18 protein-coding genes are annotated in these 18,153 nt (G+C 52.5%); 11 read left to right on the forward strand and 7 right to left on the reverse strand.

Going from position 1 to position 18,153, the window contains the following annotated elements; translation table 11 throughout:
• From WM46_RS06025 to WM46_RS06040, 3 genes are all read left to right on the forward strand, one after another.
• Entirely contained in the window at positions 1–1,233 is a 1,233-nt protein-coding gene (locus tag WM46_RS06025; protein WP_187394455.1) for a fimbrial protein, read from the forward strand.
• A 363-nt stretch (positions 1,234–1,596) separates the two neighbouring features.
• The gene (locus WM46_RS26325; protein WP_187394456.1) at positions 1,597–2,796 is read left to right on the forward strand and encodes a fimbrial protein; all 1,200 of its coding nucleotides are present in this window, start codon (positions 1,597–1,599) and stop codon (positions 2,794–2,796) included.
• Positions 2,797–3,029: 233 nt separating this feature from the next.
• Entirely contained in the window at positions 3,030–4,370 is a 1,341-nt protein-coding gene (locus WM46_RS06040; protein WP_102601720.1) for a fimbrial protein, read from the forward strand.
• 49 nt (positions 4,371–4,419) lie between these two features.
• On the opposite strand, the gene sapF is transcribed toward WM46_RS06040, so the two are convergent.
• The 6 genes from sapF to pspF all read right to left on the reverse strand — a co-directional run bounded on the left by sapF (position 4,420) and on the right by pspF (position 10,789).
• Positions 4,420–5,226, reverse strand: coding sequence for a peptide ABC transporter ATP-binding protein SapF (gene sapF, locus WM46_RS06045; RefSeq protein ID WP_102601721.1), 807 nt, complete (start codon positions 5,224–5,226; stop codon positions 4,420–4,422).
• Position 5,227: 1 nt separating this feature from the next.
• On the reverse strand, positions 5,228–6,220 hold the full coding sequence (sapD, locus tag WM46_RS06050) for a peptide ABC transporter ATP-binding protein SapD (protein ID WP_046480997.1): 993 nt from the start codon (positions 6,218–6,220) through the stop codon (positions 5,228–5,230).
• Positions 6,220–7,110, reverse strand: coding sequence for a peptide ABC transporter permease SapC (gene sapC, locus WM46_RS06055; protein ID WP_043000550.1), 891 nt, complete (start codon positions 7,108–7,110; stop codon positions 6,220–6,222). The genes sapD and sapC overlap by 1 nt, the downstream gene beginning before the upstream one ends.
• A complete protein-coding gene (gene sapB, locus WM46_RS06060; protein ID WP_102601722.1) occupies positions 7,097–8,062 on the reverse strand; it encodes a peptide ABC transporter permease SapB in 966 nt (321 codons plus the stop codon). Before sapB ends, sapC begins: the two co-directional genes overlap by 14 nt.
• On the reverse strand, positions 8,059–9,702 hold the full coding sequence (gene sapA / locus WM46_RS06065) for an ABC transporter substrate-binding protein SapA (RefSeq protein WP_102601723.1): 1,644 nt from the start codon (positions 9,700–9,702) through the stop codon (positions 8,059–8,061). The genes sapB and sapA overlap by 4 nt, the downstream gene beginning before the upstream one ends.
• 112 nt (positions 9,703–9,814) lie before the next feature.
• Entirely contained in the window at positions 9,815–10,789 is a 975-nt protein-coding gene (pspF, locus tag WM46_RS06070; RefSeq protein WP_102603789.1) for a phage shock protein operon transcriptional activator, read from the reverse strand.
• A gap of 168 nt (positions 10,790–10,957) precedes the next feature.
• Between pspF and pspA the strand changes: the two genes are divergently transcribed.
• The 8 genes from pspA (at position 10,958) to tyrR (ending at position 17,579) form a co-directional block, all read left to right on the forward strand.
• On the forward strand, positions 10,958–11,626 hold the full coding sequence (gene pspA, locus WM46_RS06075) for a phage shock protein PspA (protein WP_102601724.1): 669 nt from the start codon (positions 10,958–10,960) through the stop codon (positions 11,624–11,626).
• Positions 11,627–11,680: 54 nt separating this feature from the next.
• Positions 11,681–11,905, forward strand: coding sequence for an envelope stress response membrane protein PspB (gene pspB / locus WM46_RS06080; protein ID WP_042318763.1), 225 nt, complete (start codon positions 11,681–11,683; stop codon positions 11,903–11,905).
• Entirely contained in the window at positions 11,905–12,264 is a 360-nt protein-coding gene (gene pspC / locus WM46_RS06085; RefSeq protein WP_043000555.1) for an envelope stress response membrane protein PspC, read from the forward strand. The genes pspB and pspC overlap by 1 nt, the downstream gene beginning before the upstream one ends.
• Positions 12,265–12,281: 17 nt before the next feature.
• Positions 12,282–12,506, forward strand: a complete 225-nt coding sequence (pspD, locus tag WM46_RS06090; protein ID WP_102601725.1) for a phage shock protein PspD — start codon at positions 12,282–12,284, stop codon at positions 12,504–12,506.
• Between the two features lie 75 nt (positions 12,507–12,581).
• Positions 12,582–13,277 (forward strand): alpha/beta fold hydrolase, encoded by a 696-nt coding sequence (locus WM46_RS06095; RefSeq protein WP_102601726.1) that lies wholly within the window; start codon positions 12,582–12,584, stop codon positions 13,275–13,277.
• Positions 13,278–13,432: 155 nt separating this feature from the next.
• Complete coding sequence (locus WM46_RS06100; RefSeq protein ID WP_061078042.1) at positions 13,433–14,830, forward strand: YcjX family protein; 1,398 nt, start codon at positions 13,433–13,435, stop codon at positions 14,828–14,830.
• On the forward strand, positions 14,827–15,888 hold the full coding sequence (locus WM46_RS06105; RefSeq protein WP_102601727.1) for a YcjF family protein: 1,062 nt from the start codon (positions 14,827–14,829) through the stop codon (positions 15,886–15,888). Before WM46_RS06100 ends, WM46_RS06105 begins: the two co-directional genes overlap by 4 nt.
• A 149-nt stretch (positions 15,889–16,037) precedes the next feature.
• Positions 16,038–17,579: a transcriptional regulator TyrR gene (gene tyrR, locus WM46_RS06110; protein WP_102601728.1), complete on the forward strand. Its 1,542-nt coding sequence runs from the start codon at positions 16,038–16,040 to the stop codon at positions 17,577–17,579.
• A gap of 43 nt (positions 17,580–17,622) precedes the next feature.
• Here the strand turns inward: tyrR and tpx are convergent, their stop codons facing one another.
• Positions 17,623–18,129: a thiol peroxidase gene (tpx, locus tag WM46_RS06115; RefSeq protein WP_043000571.1), complete on the reverse strand. Its 507-nt coding sequence runs from the start codon at positions 18,127–18,129 to the stop codon at positions 17,623–17,625.
• Positions 18,130–18,153 lie beyond the last annotated feature (24 nt).

Genomic DNA, 18,153 nt, shown 5'->3' on the forward strand with positions numbered 1-18,153 from the left:
ATGATTTTTTATAGATTAGCGATTTCTGTCTTATTGTTATTCACTTATACGGAATCTGAAGCCGCGATAAACTGCGAGCCGCTGACAACTACAACATATAATTACAACCAATGGGCCCAAATGCACAGTACCTTTGACATTGCGACAGCAGATGTTAATACAACCTTAGGTCAAAACATCTCCGACTGGGCAGTATTATACACCGCTTTCGATGTGGTCATAGGTAACGACTCCGGAACCTGTAACGCAAGTGGTATATTAGACTATCTGACGATGCTGACACAGTTACCTTCAATCGGCCATCAAGGATCTGATTATATCTATGCGACCGACGTACCGGGTATTGGTATTTCCGTCTCCGGGAATGGTGGTGGAGGCTCCGGTTCGGGGAATTATCCCTATACCTCAATGCAACCTTATCCATGGGCCTATATCCCGTGGGATCATCAGGCTAATGGCATTGGTTTTCATGCCATCGTTAAATACTGGAAAATACCCAATCAAAATATTCCTCTGGATGCGGGGGCCATCACTGTTACGGGGCCAGAGTATGCCGTGATATACAAAAAATCAGGGAATAGTTTTACAAGTTCTGACCACAGCCGTATTACCAGTGATGGCATGGCCTATATCAATGGCTCGAGGATTATTGTTGGGACGCTCATTTTTAAACCGGGCACTTGCAACATTGAAGGTGACAACATTAATGTCGAGATGGGTGACTATGACGGTGCAAATGGGGCGTCTGCCTGGAAAGATGCGAGCTTTAAATTAATTTGTCCAACGGCATACGGATATAACGGTGGGACCAAAGGCAGTTCTGGCTATAGTTACCCATTTTCTATTCATGATTACAGTATCACCAGCAATACTCAAAAAAATGGCAAGGTCGAAATTAGTATTGTTCCCTTAAATAACGGAGCGATTGATCCCAACAGAGGTATCATTGCGCTAGACGGCACTGGGGCTCAGGGCTATGGCATCCAGTTAGCCTGGGGCGATTACAGTACCCAAAACGCCACGGAACCTGTGCATCCTGTCATCTTGAACAGTTATGTCGATGCACACTCGTTAAACTCAGCATTCAGTGGTGATCTTACCCCCTTTGGTGGTAATGGCTTCACTGGTGGCGACAACACCATCAAAATGGCCGCCCGTTATATCCGAACGTCAGGGGATGCCGCGCCTGGTCCGGCAAATGCTGTGGTGCAGGTTATCGCCAGTTATCAGTAAATAAAAAGGCAGAGAGAACTCTGCCTTTTTGTCGTCATTGACGTCCTTTCTTATCAAACCGATCTCATTCATTAATCTCACTTAATGAACTGCTATGTAATAGCGCTTTCGTAAAATAACGTTAATTGAATAAAAATTATCATAATTGTCTGTTTTTGGACTGAAATATGATTGCGCGATATCTGCGCAATGGTATCTTGTTTGTGTTATTTAATATTAATCAGTAAAAGCTATGAAAAACTCAGAAAAATTTGAGGATGAAAATAGAAGAAATCAGAAGGCACATGCACTGGACTCATTCGAAAGTGGTGAAACAACCCAATGTGATTTGCGCTTCAACGACGTTTACGAGTAGGTGCAGCTATGTCCATCTATAAATTAGTCATTTTTTTTATCTGCTTTCATGCTTATTCAGTATTTGCATCGACATTGGATTGTGAGCCCTCAACATCTGGACCGCAGTCGGATTGGGTATCGATTCATACTAATATTGAGTTAAAGCCTGCGAATGTTCAAATTACAATTGGCTCAAATTTGTCTGACTGGCAATTGATTTATGAACTGGACAATATTGTCTTTGGTAGGGTTTACTCAACATGTAATGGCTGGGATGATAGTCAATACACCTTGCTTACATCCGAGACGCCAGTAAGGGTCTCCGGTAATGATATTATTTTTAAAACTAATGTTCCTGGAATCGGTATTTCAGTGTATGACGATAAAGGTCACGGTATTTCAGCTTTCCCTACTACGAATTATGGCTGGGATTCACCTGCTCAAGGGGCTTCTTATACCATGTCAGTTAAATACTGGAAAATACCTGGAGAGAATATCCCCATGGAAAGTGGTACGCTCTCAGTAACAGGTCCTGAGGTTGCAGGGCTGTTAGGGGGGGCTACTGGGTGGTCAATATCAAGTAACTACGCAGATAGAGTTTTGCATGGGAATTACGATTATTATCTTAATTCGTCAAGGATTTTGCAAGGCACACTCATATTTCAACCAGGAACCTGTGACGTTGCAGGTGACAACGTTAATGTTGATTTGGGTGATTATGATGGTTCAAACGGTCACTCTGAGTGGAAAGATGCAAGCTTTAAACTTATTTGTCCAGATGCCTGGGGATATGGTGGTTCAGCAAACGCCCAATCAAATGCCAATTATCCCTATCAACTTTCGCCTGACGCAAAAATTACGCCTAATAATGTCCTTAATGGTCAGGTCCAAATCAGCATCGTTCCCTATACCGAAACCATTGACGCGAACAAAGGTATTATAGCCCTCGATGGTACTGGCGCTCAGGGCTATGGCATCCAGCTAGCCTGGGGGGATTACAGTACGCAAAATGTCTCAGAACCTACTAACCCTGTCATTTTAAACAATTATATCGATGCGCATTCCCTGAACTCCGCATTCCTGGCTGGTGAGACAAAGATTGGTGAAAACGCATTCACTGGCGGCGATAACACCATCAAGATGGCCGCCCGTTATATCCGAACGTCAGGGGATGCCGCGCCTGGTCCGGCAAATGCCGTCGTGCAGGTTATCGCCACCTATCAGTAAACAAAAAGGCAGGGCTCTCTGCCTTTTTGTCCTCATTAACGTCATCTCTTATCAAACCGATCTCATTCATTAATCTCACTTAACGAACTGCTGTGTAATAGCGCTTTCGTAAAATAACGTTAATTGAATAAAAAATTATTATACTTGTCTATTTTTGGACTTAAATATGATGGTTCATTTGCAATATAGTGATATTTTATTTGTCATTAATTAATTTTAATAAGCAAAACCCTATGTGGTGGCTTAGAAATGAATCGGGTGAGCATTGTTGGTATCCAGTTGTATACGCAATGGATTCACCCAGCTCCGGTAAAAACAACAAAAACACCATTCAGCGATTTACCAGTGTCTGTCAGTTGGAGGGCTTTATGCATTTTTTTAAATTAATGATTATCTTTTGTTGTTTTCATGTTTTCTCTTTATTTGCTGCCACGGTTAGTTGTAGCCCTCAAACATCCACGACTAATAATTATAATAAATGGTCTGAAATTCATGTCCCTTATGAATTAAAGCCCTCAAAGCTAACAATGACTTTGGGGACTAATGTTACAGATTGGACTGTTATTTATACTGCTGCACATATAAACGTTGGAATGTCGGCGAGTAATTGCACGGCGTCTCTAAATATGTATTATACCATTCTAAATGATGCTACTCTTGTGGGTACAATAGGGGAGGATTATATCTATAGTACAAATATATCTGGCATCGGTATTTCAATCTCAGCTGATGTAAACAGTGCAAGTTTGCAAAATTACCCATCTTCTATATATTCCGGTGGAGCAGGCTTAGGAGTGGGTTTTTGGGCGACTATAAAATATTGGAAGATCCCAGGCATGCTACCAATGAGTAATGGTCCAATGACTTTTACCGGTACCGATGTTGCAGTGATTTATATGTATCCCGGGTATAAAATAAACAGTGGATATTCTGATAGAGTAATTGATAACGGTAATGCTTATATCAGCAGTTCAAGGATATTAACACTAACCATGTTGTTCTTGCCAGGAACCTGCAATATAGAAGGGGATAATGTAAATGTTAATATGGGGGATTATGACGGCGCAGGTGGGCATTCCGAATGGAGGGATGCCAGTTTTAAGCTTGTGTGCCCTAATGGGATGGGGTATAACGGCGCTTCTGACTCGGATAATAGTAGTAGTTATAACAATCCCTACAGTATTGCCTCAGATACTAAAATTTCGGCTAATGACAAAGCGAATGGCAAAGTCGAAATTAGTATCGTTCCCTTAAATAACGGAGCGATTGATCCCAACAGAGGTATCATTGCGCTAGACGGCACTGGGGCTCAGGGCTATGGCATCCAGTTAGCCTGGGGCGATTACAGTACGCAAAATGCCTCAGAACCTGTGAATCCTGTCATCTTGAACAGTTATGTCGATGCACACTCGTTAAACTCAGCATTCAGTGGTGATCTTACCCCCCTTGGTGGCAATGGCTTCACCGGCGGCGATAACACCATCAAGATGGCCGCCCGTTATATCCGCACATCAGGGGATGCCGCACCTGGCCCGGCAAATGCCGTGGTGCAGGTTATCGCCAACTATCAGTAAACCAAAAGGCAGAGAGAACTCTGCCTTTGTCGTCTTCCCGATAAATAAATTACCGATCCTTTCGCCACGCGTCTGCCGTCAGCGCTTCGCCAAAATGCCCGGCAATAAGACGCCTGGTGAGGTCATGCAGCGGAGAGGCCAGCACGTCGGCGGTGCTACCGCGTTCGACCACTTCACCCTGGTGCATCACCAGTACCTGGTCGCTGATGTGCTTCATCATGCCCAGATGCTGGGTGACGTAGATGTACGAAATTCCCTGCTTTTCCTGCAGTTCCAGCATCAGGTTGATTAACTGCGAGCGCATCGACATATCAAGCGACGCCAGCGCTTCATCGGCAATAATCACTTTCGGGCGCAGAATCATCGCGCGGGCGAGTCCCAGACGCTGTTTTTGTCCAGGCGCCAGCATATGCGGATAGTAGCTGACATGATCGGGCAGCAGTCCTACCATCCGCATGGTCTCAATAATCTGCTTGCGCCGTTGTTCCGGTTCGAGATCGGTATTCAGACGCAGTGGAAAATCAAGGATCTGCGAAATACGTTGACGCGGGTTCAACGAGGTCGACGGGTCCTGGAAAATCATGCGGATGCGCTGGCTACGAAACGAATAATCACCAAATTCAAGCGGATGATCGTCAATCAGTAACTCGCCGCTGGTTGGCTCAACCATTCCTGCCAGCATTTTGGCCAGCGTGGATTTGCCGGAACCGTTCTCGCCGATGATGGCCAGCGTCTGCCGTTCGCGCAGCGTAAAGCTCAACGGCTTCACGGCTTCTACGGTCTGACGGCGAAACCAGCCTGTCCGATAGCGGAAGGTTTTACTCAGATTACGCACTTCAAGTAAGGTCTCGACCATGTCACTCTCTCTCCATATTCAGCGGGAAATGACAGGCGTAGAGATGATTTTTCACCCCGGTCAGACGCGGCGTTTCAATACATTCGCGCTGTGCGTAGGGACAGCGTGGACCAAGACGGCAGCCGATGGGCAATTGTTCCAGCAAAGGGATGGCTCCGGGCATGGTGTTCAGACGACTTTTGTGCGGCATGGCGCTACCAAAGTCAGGAATGGCGCGGATCAGCGCCTGGGTGTACGGATGATGCGGTGTCGTCACCAGCTCTTTGCTCAGCGCGGTTTCCACTGTCTGACCACAGTACAGCACGTTAATTTTATCCGCCCACTGGCTGAGCATTTGCAGGTCATGACTGATCAGCAAAATGGTGGTATTGCTGTTCTGATTCAGCCGCGTCAGCAGGCGGAAGATCTGCGCCTGGGTGGTCGGTTCCATTGCGTTAGTTGGTTCGTCCGCAATCAGCAGTCGCGGTTGATTTGCCAGCGCAATGGCGATCATCACTTTCTGGCATTCACCGTCGGTCAGTTCATACGGGAAGCTGCGCATGGCGTCTTTATGATCTTTAATCCCCACGCGGTGCAGCAGTTCAATGGCGCGACGTTTCCGCCAGCCAATACGCTGCCACCAGCGGCCTTTGTAGGTCCACGCCGGAATGTTTTGCATCAACTGGCGACCGACGCGCTCGGACGGATCCAGACACGACTGCGGCTCCTGGAAGATCATCGAAACGTTATGTCCCACCAGTTTGCGTCGTTCACGTGGCGAAAGGCGTAGCAGGTCGATATCGTCAAAACGCATTCGGTCGGCGGTGACGCGCCAGTTGTCTTTGGCGACGCCGCAAATGGCTTTGGCGATCAGGCTCTTACCAGAACCGGATTCACCCACCAGCCCGCGAATTTCACCTTCGCTCAAGGTCATACTGACGCGGTCGACGGCTTTGACCCACTCTTCGCCGGCTTTAAATTCAATGGTCAGGTTGCGGATATCCAGTAATGGCATTATTCCACCCCCGCAATGATCGCGCGGCGAACGCCGTCACCCAGCAGGTTGACCAGCAGGACGCTGATCATGATGGCTGCACCGGGCAGCATCACCGTCCACGGCGCAACGTAAATCAGCTCCAGCGCATCGCCCAGCATCGCACCCCATTCGGGAGAGGGGAGTTGCGCGCCAAGATCGAGAAAACCGAGCGCGGCAATATCCAGTATCGCCATCGACAGCGCACGGGTGATTTCGGTGATCAAGCCCGCGGTAATGTTGGGCAGAATAGCGAACCAGAGGATATTCAGCGTCGAGGCACCATCAAGACGCGCTGCGATAACGTACTCTTTTTCCAGTTCGTCATGCACCATGCTGTAAACCGAGCGCACCATGCGCGGCAGCAGCGCCAGCCAGACGGCAAACATGGCATGGGTTAAATGCGGCCCGGCGAAGGCGACCACGATAATCGCCAGCAGCAGTGACGGAATCGACAGCAGGGTATCGAGAATATGGTTCAGCACGGCGGAACGCAGACCGTGCGTTGCTCCGGCGACCACGCCGAGAAACAGCCCGCACAGCGTGGCGGCGAGGGTAACGACAAACGCGCCGCCCACGGTGGGGGCCGCGCCGCTGAGCAGACGGCTCAGAACATCGCGTCCCAGATCGTCAGTACCGAGGAAGAAGGAGACTTCGCCATAGCGTGACCATGAGGGCGGCAGCAACTGATAACCGAGGAACTGCTGATCGATGCCATACGGCGCAAACCAGTTGCCGAACAGGCATAACACCACCAGTCCCGCGCAGCCGTACAGGCCGACCATTGCTGTCGTATCGCCATAAAATTTGCGCCATGCGGTGCGCAGCGTACCCGGCGGGCGCTTTTCGCTATAAACGCTATCGTAAGGCATACCATTCCTTATGTTTCAGAGGGTTAGCCATAGCACCCAAAATGTCGGAAATCACGTTGACGATGATGACCAGCGAACCGATCACCATCACGCCGGCGGAAATTGCCGCGTAGTCCTGCTGACGGATGGCGTTAATTAGCCAGCGACCGAGACCCGGCCAGCTAAAGACCATCTCGGTGATCATCGCCAGCGTCAGCATCGTTGAGAACTGCAGGCCGAGGCGGGGGATCACCGGCGGTAAGGCGTTATGCAGTACATGGCGGCGCAGGATCGTAAACCGTGACAAACCGCGTGTGGCCGCGGCCTTCACGTAGTTCTGATCAAACACTTCAATGGTACTGATACGCATCAGGCGAATCACTTCCGTGGTCGGCGCAACCGCCAGCGTCAGCACGGGCAAGACCATATGGCGCACGGCGCTCATTACCATCTCATCACGCCAGGGAGAGTCAGAGATCCAGGCGTCGACAATAGCCAGACCGGTGACCGGCTTCACTTCGTAGAGCAGATCGAATCGGCCCGACACCGGCAGCCAGCCGAGGGTCAGGGAAAAGAAAAGGGTCAGCAGGAGCGCCAGCCAGAACACGGGGATTGAAAAGCCGAGCAGGGCGAGGGCGCTGATCAAGCGATCCTGCCACTTGTTGCGGGTAATGCCCGCCAGCATACCCACCGGAATTCCCACCATTAGCGCAAAGCCGAACGCCAGCGTGCAGAGTTCCATCGTGGCCGGGAACACCTCTTTGAGCTGTTCAGAGATAAGCTGTCCGTTGATGCTGGAGACGCCAAAGTCCCAGTGGATGAGGCCCTTGAACCAGAACACCCACGCATTCCACAACGATGCGCCCTGTAGCGGCGCATGCGGCGTAAAATAGCTCAGACTGAAGCCAATAAAGGTCAGAAAAAACAGCGTGACCATCAGCAACAGTAAACGACGCAAGGTGAAGATAATCATGGTTTTTTCACCTCATCGTTTTTTTCGCGCGACACGCCGGCGAAAGAAGCATTACCAAACGGGCTTAACACCAGGCCTTTAATGTCATACCGATAGGCCTGCAGGCGCAGTGACGAGGCGAGCGGCAGGATTGGCAACTCTTTGGCGAGGATGTTCTGCGCTTCATCATACGCATCAATACGCGCAGAAAGCTGCTGAGAAGAGAGCGCTTTGCGCAGTACGTTGTCGAACTCCGGATTGCACCAGTGGGCGAAGTTAGTCTGTGAATTGATGGCCGCGCAGCTGAGTAACGGGCGGAAGAAACTGTCCGGATCGTTACTGTCAGTTGCCCAGCCGGACAACGTCAGATCATGGTTCATGTCCATCAACCGCGCCTCCTGGAAACGACCTTCAACCGGTACAATCACCACTTTCACCCCAACCTGCGCCATGTCCGCCTGGATAAGCTCAGCGGTTTTTAACGGACTGGGGTTCCACGCCTGCGAACTGGTTGGCACCCACAGTCGCAGCGTCAGATTCTCCAGTCCCAGCGCTTTGAGCTGCTCACGGGATTTGGCCGGATTGTATTCTGTTATTTTAGCCTCGTTGTCATACGCCCACGAGGCGCGAGGTAAAATAGAGGCTGCCGTTTCCGCCGTGCCGTAATAGATAGACTGCATCAGACGCTGGTTATTGATGGCCAGCGCCAGGGCGTGGCGAACCGCCGGATTATTCAACGGGGGTTTATCGGTGTTAAACGCCAGGTAGGCGATATTCATCCCCGGACGCAGCGTCAGACGCAGGCGCGGATCGTCACGCAGGATCGTCAACTGGCTGGCGGCAGGCCAGGCCAGTACATCACATTCACCGGTGAGCAGTTTCGACAAACGTCCGGTTCCGCCGGATCCCAGATCCACCACCACCTGCGGCATCAGCGGCTTACCCCGCCAGAATTTGTCATGACGTTGCAGGCGGATGTATTGCCCGGCACGATATTCGGAAAGCTGGAACGGACCGGTACCTACCGGCTGGCGGTCGAGTTGCTCCTGGCGATCCTGTTTTGTTAACTGCGCGGCATATTCGGCTGACATCACGGATGCGTAATGGGTCGCCAGATGCCATAAGAAAGAGGCGTCCGGTTGCGTCAGACGAAACTCCACGGTGTTGCTATCGAGCTTACGCACGCTCTGTACGTTATCGGCGAACTGCAGACTGTCGAAATAGGGGAAATTGCCGCCGTTGACGTTATGCCACGGATGGTTGCGATCAAAGATGCGCTGAAAGGTAAAAACCACGTCGTCGGCATTCAGTTTACGCGTAGGCGTAAACCAGGCCGTTTTTTGAAACGCCACATCGCGACGCAGGTGGAAGCGATAGGTTGCGCCGTTATCCAGCACCTCCCAGCTTTCCGCCAGTTCCGGGACCAGACGATAAGTATAGGGATCAACATCCAGCAGCCGGTCATAGAGCTGGGCGGCCAGGGTGTCGACGATCAGCCCACTGCTCACTTTTTGCGGATTAAAGGTGTTGACCTGCCCACTCACGCAATAGACAAAGCCACTGTCGCGAATATCTTCACGCGGGGCGGTTTCAGGCGCAGCAGTAGCCTGACCACTCAGAAGTCCAGCCATCACGATCAGAGACGATAAAACCAGGCGCATAATTTTTAAGGTTTTTAGGTACGATTTGCAAAGTGTATCGCACTATCGCCCGCCAGGTACAAATGTCTGCGGGCAACTGGCGTAAATATGCGCAATCAGGGGGCGGGAAGCGCTAAATCTGATGTTTTTTGAGCAATGCGCGCAACTGGTGATAGGTCAGCCCCAGCAATTCCGCTGCCCGTTTCTGGTTAAATTTTGCCTGTTGCAGACTCGTTTGCAGCAATGCTTTTTCCTGCTGTTGCTGAAATTCGCGTAAATCGAGGGGCAGCGAAGGACCCGTTGCTGCGGTGTCTGCGATGGGGGGCGTTGGCACGTGGCGTTTAAAGGGGTCGATCACAATCTCATCCAGCGGCGCCTCACTGGTGCCGTGCCGGTATACCGAACGCTCGACCACGTTTTTTAGTTCGCGGATATTCCCCGGCCAGCCGTAATTCAGCAACGTCTCCCTGGCATGCGATGTAAATCCGGGGAACAGCGGCAGACGAATTTCACGGCACATCTGGATGGCAAAGTGTTCCGCCATGAGCATGATATCCGCCTGACGCTCGCGCAGAGGCGGCAGTTGCACCACGTCGAACGCCAGTCGGTCCAGCAAATCGGCCCGAAAGGCCCCTTCGCTAACCATCGCCGGAAGATCCGCATTGGTCGCGCAAACCAGCCGCACGTTCACCTGTAATGGCTGGCTGCCGCCGACGCGCTCGAGCTCACCGTATTCAATCACTCTGAGCAGTTTTTCTTGCACCAGCATTGGGGCGGTGGCGAGTTCATCCAGAAACAGCGTGCCGCCGTCGGCCCGTTCAAAACGTCCGGGATGGCGCTTTTGCGCCCCGGTGAATGCCCCGGCTTCATGGCCGAACAGTTCGCTGTCGAGCAGGTTTTCATTCAGCGCCGCGCAGTTAAGCGAAATAAACGGCCCCTGCCAACGAGAGGAGAGATAATGCAGGCGGTTGGCAATCAGCTCCTTCCCGGTACCGCGTTCGCCGATAATCAGTACCGGCTTGTCCAGCGGTGCGAGGCGGGAAACCTGCTCCAGTACCTCCAGAAAGCTGTTGGCTTCCCCTAACAAATTATCTTTGTATTCTGCCATGATGAATTTCGCCACATGTTAGTGTATTTCACCACTTTACTCTGTTTTCTTGTCGAGGTAAAACGGTACATCCCTAGCTAAATCAATGGATTAAAAAGTTGGCACGCAGATTGTATTAGAGAATCAGCAGGGCATCGCCCGACATCAGAAAAATGTGAGGATAGAATTATGGGTATTTTTTCTCGTTTCGCCGACATCGTGAATGCCAACATCAACGCACTGCTCGAGAAAGCGGAAGATCCGCAGAAGCTGGTTCGTCTGATGATTCAGGAAATGGAAGATACGCTGGTTGAAGTACGTTCCAATTCGGCACGTGCGCTGGCGGAAAAGAAACAGTTATCACGCCGCATCGAACAGGCGACGGCTCAGCAGTCAGAGTGGCAGGAAAAAGCGGAGCTGGCGCTGCGTAAAGAGAAAGACGATCTGGCTCGCGCTGCGCTGATCGAAAAACAGAAGCTGACCGATCTGATTGGCAATCTGGAGCATGAAGTGACGCTGGTCGACGATACGCTGACGCGCATGAAGAAAGAGATTGGCGAGCTGGAGAACAAACTTAGCGAAACCCGTGCCCGTCAGCAGGCGCTGACGCTGCGTCATCAGGCCGCCAGCTCATCCCGTGACGTGCGTCGTCAACTGGACAGCGGTAAGCTGGATGAAGCGATGGCGCGTTTTGAATCTTTCGAGCGTCGCATCGACCACATGGAAGCGGAAGCCGAAAGCCACAACTTTGGCAAACAGAAAACGTTGGATCAGCAGTTTGCCGACCTGAAAGCGGATGATGAAATCAGCGAACAGCTGGCGCAACTGAAAGCTAAAATGCAGCAAGACAAGCAATAATAATACCTGGCGGCGCCCGAACGCGCCGCCGCTCATCACCTGTAAGGAGACCTCATGAGCGCGCTATTTCTGGCCATTCCGTTAACCATCTTCGTGCTGTTTGTGTTACCGATTTGGTTATGGCTGCATTACAGCAACCGTTCCAGTCGCGGGGAATTATCGCAAAGCGAACAGCAACGTTTAGTTCAGTTGACCGATGACGCGCAGCGCATGCGTGAACGTATCCAGGCGCTGGAAGATATTCTCGATGCGGAACATCCGAACTGGAGGGATCGCTAATGGGCGGTATTGATCTGAACAAAAAATTATGGCGCATTCCGCAGCAGGGCATGCTGCGGGGCGTGTGCGCGGGGATCGCGCAGTATCTGGATGTACCGGTAAAACTGGTGCGTATTTTAGTGGTGTTGTCGATCTTCTTCGGGCTGGCCTTTTTCACCCTGGTCGTCTACATCATTCTGGCGTTTGTGCTTGATCCGATGCCGGACAACCTTGCCGCAGGCGAGCAGCAACCGTCCAGCGGTGAGCTATTAGATATTGTCGATAAAGAGCTGGCGGCGGGGGAGAAACGCTTACGTGAAATGGAGCGTTACGTCACCTCGGACACGTTTACGTTGCGTAGCCGCTTCCGTCAGTTGTAAGTCATTAGAGGGCTGAGATGAATAATCGCTGGCAACGCGCCGGGCAAAGGGTAAAACCCGGTATGAAAATAGCAGGTAAGCTGGTGCTTCTGACTGCGCTACGCTACGGCCCCGCGGGTGTCGCAGGGTGGGCGGTGAAATCCGTCGCCCGCCGTCCGCTAAAAATGTTGCTGGCGCTGGCACTGGAACCGTTTTTAAGCCGTATGGCGGCGAAAATCTCAAAACGTTATTCTGGAAGCTAATGTAGAACCAGGCATTGCGTGAGGTTATCGGGTTTGATAAAACCGAAAACCTCATCCTTTAATAACGCGACACTCATGATGCAAAGCCACTCTTTCCAGGTCCCTTTTCAGGGCGAAACGCTTTACGCTGAAAGTACGTCTGGCCGCAATGGACATGTCCTGATGCTACACGGCGGTGGGAAAGACAGCACCATTTTCCACAAATATCGCGTTATGTTGGATGAGTCAGGTTTTGGAACGACGATATTCGATTTTTTAGGTCATGGAGCAACCGGGGGCGACATTCACGATTCCTCGCTGTTCAGCCGCACCCGGCAGGCACAGGCGGTGATGGATTTCCAGGGGCTGATTTTTACCGGCTGTGTGGGCGTCAGCATGGGGGCATACAATGCGCTTCAGCTCAGTAAGGTGGTTCCACTGCGCTCGCTGATTCTGATGGTGCCGGGTGTTTATGCAACGCCCGCATATCAGGTTAAATTCGGCCCCGATTTTTCGGCCATCATACGCGAGGATCGCAGTTGGGACGCGACGGATGCCTGGGCTATCGCCGCTCAATTTACCGGTGATTTGTTAGTTATCGCTGCCGAAAATGACACCATCATCCCCGCAGAGATACCGAATAAGCTGGTCACGTCGGCAACGCAGGCCTGTCAAAAGAAATTACTCACGATCGCTGGGGCGGATCATAACTCGATCTGGGAGCAACTGATGCGTTCAAGAGAGTGCTATGAAAGCGTACGCTCGGCTTTTGAACGCTGCTTATCTCATTAGCATAATTTAATTTCGACCTGTCCTGTTTTCTCTTACCGGGGTTAGTCGGGTGAACACCCCACCCAACACAACACGGTTGATAATCAACGACCTGACCCCATATTACAGGCTATGCGTTATACTTTTTTCTGGTCTTCGGGCATAACGGGATGGCGATGAAGAGACTCACCAATGAACTCAATGCGCTGGTTAATCGCGGTGTAGACCGGCATTTGCGCCTCGCGGTCACCGGGCTGAGCCGGAGCGGAAAAACCGCATTTATCACAGCGATGGTTAACCAGTTGCTGAATATTCATGCCGGGGCGCGACTGCCGCTACTCAGCGCAGTGCGTGAAGAGCGCCTGCTTGGGGTGAAACGCGTTCCGCAGCGCGATTTTGGTATTCCTCGCTTTACCTACGATGAAGGGCTGGCCCAGCTGTATGGCGATCCGCCGACGTGGCCGACACCCACCCGTGGCGTTAGCGAAATTCGCCTGGCGCTACGTTATAAATCCAATGACTCCCTGCTGCGCCACTTCAAAGAGACGTCGACGCTGTATCTGGAAATTGTTGATTATCCCGGCGAGTGGCTGCTCGACCTGCCGATGCTGGCGCAGGATTACCTGAGCTGGTCACGGCAGATGACCGGTCTGCTTACCGGGCAGCGGGCGGAATGGTCGGCGAAATGGCGACAGCTGACGCAAGGGCTGGATCCGCTGGCACCCGCCGATGAGAACCGCCTGGCCGACATTGCAGCGGCGTGGACGGACTATTTGCATCAGTGTAAACAGCAAGGACTGCATTTCATCCAGCCGGGACGGTTCGTTCTGCCTGGTGATATGGCCGGCGCGCCAGCGTTACAATTTTTCCCCTGGCCGGATGTGGACGCGTGGGGCGAATCAAAACTGGCTCAGGCAGACAAGCATACCAACGCCGGGATGCTGCGTGAGCGCTTTAACTATTACTGCGAAAAGGTGGTGAAGGGGTTCTATAAGAACCACTTTCTGCGTTTCGACCGCCAGATTGTGCTGGTGGATTGCCTGCAACCGCTCAACAGCGGGCCACAAGCGTTCAACGACATGCGTCTTGCGTTAACCCAACTGATGCAAAGTTTCCATTATGGTCAGCGTACGCTGTTCCGTCGGCTGTTCTCGCCGGTGATCGACAAACTGCTGTTTGCCGCCACCAAAGCGGATCATGTGACGATCGATCAGCACGCCAATATGGTGTCGCTGCTGCAACAGTTGATTCAGGATGCCTGGCAGAACGCTGCGTTTGAAGGGATCAGCATGGATTGTCTGGGGCTGGCTTCCGTCCAGGCAACCACCAGCGGGTTGATTGACGTTAACGGCGAAAAGATCCCGGCGCTGCGCGGTAATCGCTTAAGCGATGGCTCCCCGCTGACGGTCTACCCCGGTGAAGTGCCGGCGCGACTGCCGGGACAGGCGTTCTGGGACAGTCAGGGGTTTCAGTTTGAAGCGTTTCGACCGCAAAAAATGGACGTCGATAAGCCGCTGCCGCATATTCGTCTGGATGCCGCGCTGGAGTTTTTAATAGGAGATAAATTGCGATGAGCGAACCGATAAAACCGCGGATTGATTTCGCCGGTACGCTTGACGTCGAGCAGAACCCGGCCTTTAAAGCGCAACAAACGTTTAGCGAGACGCAGGCCCAGTCCTTTGCCCCGGCCACCGTTGATGAACCGCTGGAAGAAGAGGGGCAAGCCGAAGCGGTGATTGACGCAGCGCTACGCCCGAAGCGCAGCCTGTGGCGCAAGATGGTGATGGGTGGCCTGGCGCTGTTCGGCGTAAGCGTGGTTGGACAAGGTGTGCAGTGGACAATGAACGCCTGGCAAACCCAGGACTGGGTGGCGCTCGGGGGTTGCGCGGCCGGGGCGCTGATTATTGGGGCGGGTGTCGGATCGGTGGCAACCGAATGGCGACGTCTGTGGCGTTTGCGTCAGCGTGCTCACGAGCGCGATGAAGCGCGTGACCTGCTGCACAGTCACGGTGCCGGCAAAGGGCGTGCCTTCTGCGAGAAACTGGCGCAGCAGGCCGGAATCGACCAGTCGCATCCGGCGTTGCAGCGCTGGTATGCCTCGATTCACGAAACGCAAAATGACCGCGAAGTGGTCAGCCTGTACGCGCATCTGGTTCAACCGGTGCTGGATGCCCAAGCGCGGCGTGAAATCAGTCGTTCAGCGGCGGAGTCGACGCTGATGATCGCAGTCAGTCCGCTGGCGCTGGTGGATATGGCATTTATTGCCTGGCGTAATTTGCGACTGATTAACCGTATCGCTACGTTGTACGGGATTGAGCTGGGTTATTACAGCCGTCTGCGTCTGTTCCGCCTGGTGTTGCTCAACATCGCTTTCGCCGGAGCCAGCGAACTGGTGCGGGAAGTGGGGATGGACTGGATGTCGCAGGATCTCGCGGCGCGCTTGTCGACCCGTGCTGCGCAGGGGATTGGCGCGGGGTTGTTAACCGCACGACTGGGGATCAAAGCGATGGAGCTTTGCCGCCCGTTGCCGTGGATGGATGATGACAAACCCCGTCTGGGAGATTTCCGGCGTCAACTGATCGGGCAGCTCAAAGAGACGGTGCAGAAAAACGGCTCCCCGCGAGAAAAGTAATCTAATCGCAGGCGTTGACCGCGTAACTTTACGCCGAAACGCCTGTTTTTCCGTCATGCTGTCAATATTTGTTGACAGAATCCTTCCTGCTTCCCCATTCCTGGCTTATCATCTTATCTATAGCTCATTATTCAGGTGAAGGTCCCCCCATGCGTCTGGAAGTCTTTTGTGAAGACCGACTTGGTCTGACTCGCGAATTACTCGATTTACTGGTGCTACGCAGCATCGATTTGCGCGGTATCGAGATTGACCCCATCGGGCGAATCTACCTTAACTTTGCCGAACTGGAGTTCACTAACTTCAGCAGTTTGATGGCGGAAATTCGCCGCATTGCGGGCGTCACCGACGTACGCACCGTGCCGTGGATGCCGTCAGAGCGTGAGCATCTGGCGCTCAGCGCGCTGCTTGAGGCGTTGCCAGAACCGGTTCTGTCGCTGGATCTGAAAAGTAAAATTGAGATGGCGAACCCGGCAAGCTGCCAGCTGTTTGCGCTTAACCCGGAGCGGATGCGCAACCATACCGCGGCACAACTGATCAACGGTTTTAACTTCCAGCGCTGGCTGGAGGGCAATCCGCAGGCGTCCCATAACGAACATGTGGTGATCAACGGGCAGAATTTCCTGATGGAAATCACGCCGGTCTATCTGCAAGGGGAAACTGACGAAACTATGCTCACCGGTGCAGTGGTAATGCTGCGTTCAACTATCCGGATGGGGCGTCAGTTGCAGAATCTGGCGACCCAGGATGTCAGTGCTTTTAGCCAGATCATCGCCGTCAGCGGCAAAATGAAACATGTTGTCGAACAGGCACGCAAACTGGCGATGCTGAGTGCGCCCCTGTTGATTACCGGCGATACCGGCACCGGTAAAGATCTGTTTGCTCATGCCTGTCATCAGGCCAGCCCGCGCGCGGGCAAACCGTATCTGGCGCTCAACTGCGCGTCGATCCCTGAAGATGCGGTGGAAAGTGAACTGTTCGGTCATGCGCCAGAAGGTAAAAAAGGCTTCTTCGAGCAGGCGAACGGCGGTTCGGTGCTGCTTGATGAGATTGGTGAAATGTCGCCGCGCATGCAGACCAAGCTACTGCGGTTCCTCAATGACGGTACGTTCCGTCGGGTGGGGGAAGATCATGAGGTGCATGTCGATGTGCGCGTGATCTGCGCGACGCAAAAGAATCTCGTTGAACTGGTGCAGAAAGGGCTGTTTCGCGAAGATCTCTATTATCGCCTGAACGTGTTGACGCTGAATCTGCCGCCGCTGCGCGATTGTCCACAGGACATCATGCCGCTGACCGAACTGTTTGTGGCGCGTTTCGCCGATGAGCAAGGCGTGCCGCGTCCTAAACTGGCTGCCGATCTCAGTACGGTATTGACCCGCTACGGCTGGCCTGGCAACGTGCGTCAACTGAAAAACGCCATCTACCGGGCGCTGACGCAGCTTGAAGGTTACGAACTGCGACCACAGGATATTTTGCTGCCTGACTACGATGCGACGACGGTTGCGGTAGGTGAAGATGCGATGGAAGGTTCGCTGGATGATATCACCAGCCGTTTTGAGCGCTCGGTGTTAACCCAGCTTTACCGCAGTTATCCCAGTACCCGCAAACTGGCGAAACGCCTGGGGGTTTCCCATACCGCGATTGCGAATAAGCTGCGTGAATATGGCCTGAATCAGAAGAAGGGCGAAGAGTAAAAAAATGCCTCCGCAATGGAGGCATTTTTGTATGACGGCTGCCTTAGGCTTTCAGGACTTCCAGCGCAGCGGCATAGTCAGGTTCGTTAGTGATTTCATTCACCAGCTGGCTGAAGATGACATTGTCATTTTCATCCAGAACGACAACCGCACGAGCGGCCAGACCTTTCAGCGGACCTTCGGTGATTTCAACGCCGTAGTTTTTCAGGAATTCAGCGTTACGCAGCGTGGACAGCGTGATAACGTTGCTCAGACCTTCCGCGCCGCAGAAGCGGGACTGGGCAAACGGCAGATCGGCAGAAACACACAGCACCACGGTGTTGTCGATTTCGGTGGCCAGTTGGTTAAACTTACGTACCGATGCCGCGCAAACGCCGGTATCGATGCTCGGGAAAATGTTCAGCACTTTGCGTTTGCCAGCAAACTGGCTCAGTGCGACGTCAGACAGATCTTTTGCCACGAGGGTAAAAGGCTGCGCTTTGCTACCCGCTTGAGGAATGGAGTTGGCGACTGCAACCGGGTTGCCCTGGAAATGAACGGTTTGTGACATGGTTATCTTCCTGTTTACATATAG

Source organism: Citrobacter freundii complex sp. CFNIH2 (genome assembly GCF_002880615.1).
Taxonomy (GTDB): Bacteria; Pseudomonadota; Gammaproteobacteria; order Enterobacterales; family Enterobacteriaceae; genus Citrobacter_A; species Citrobacter_A amalonaticus_F.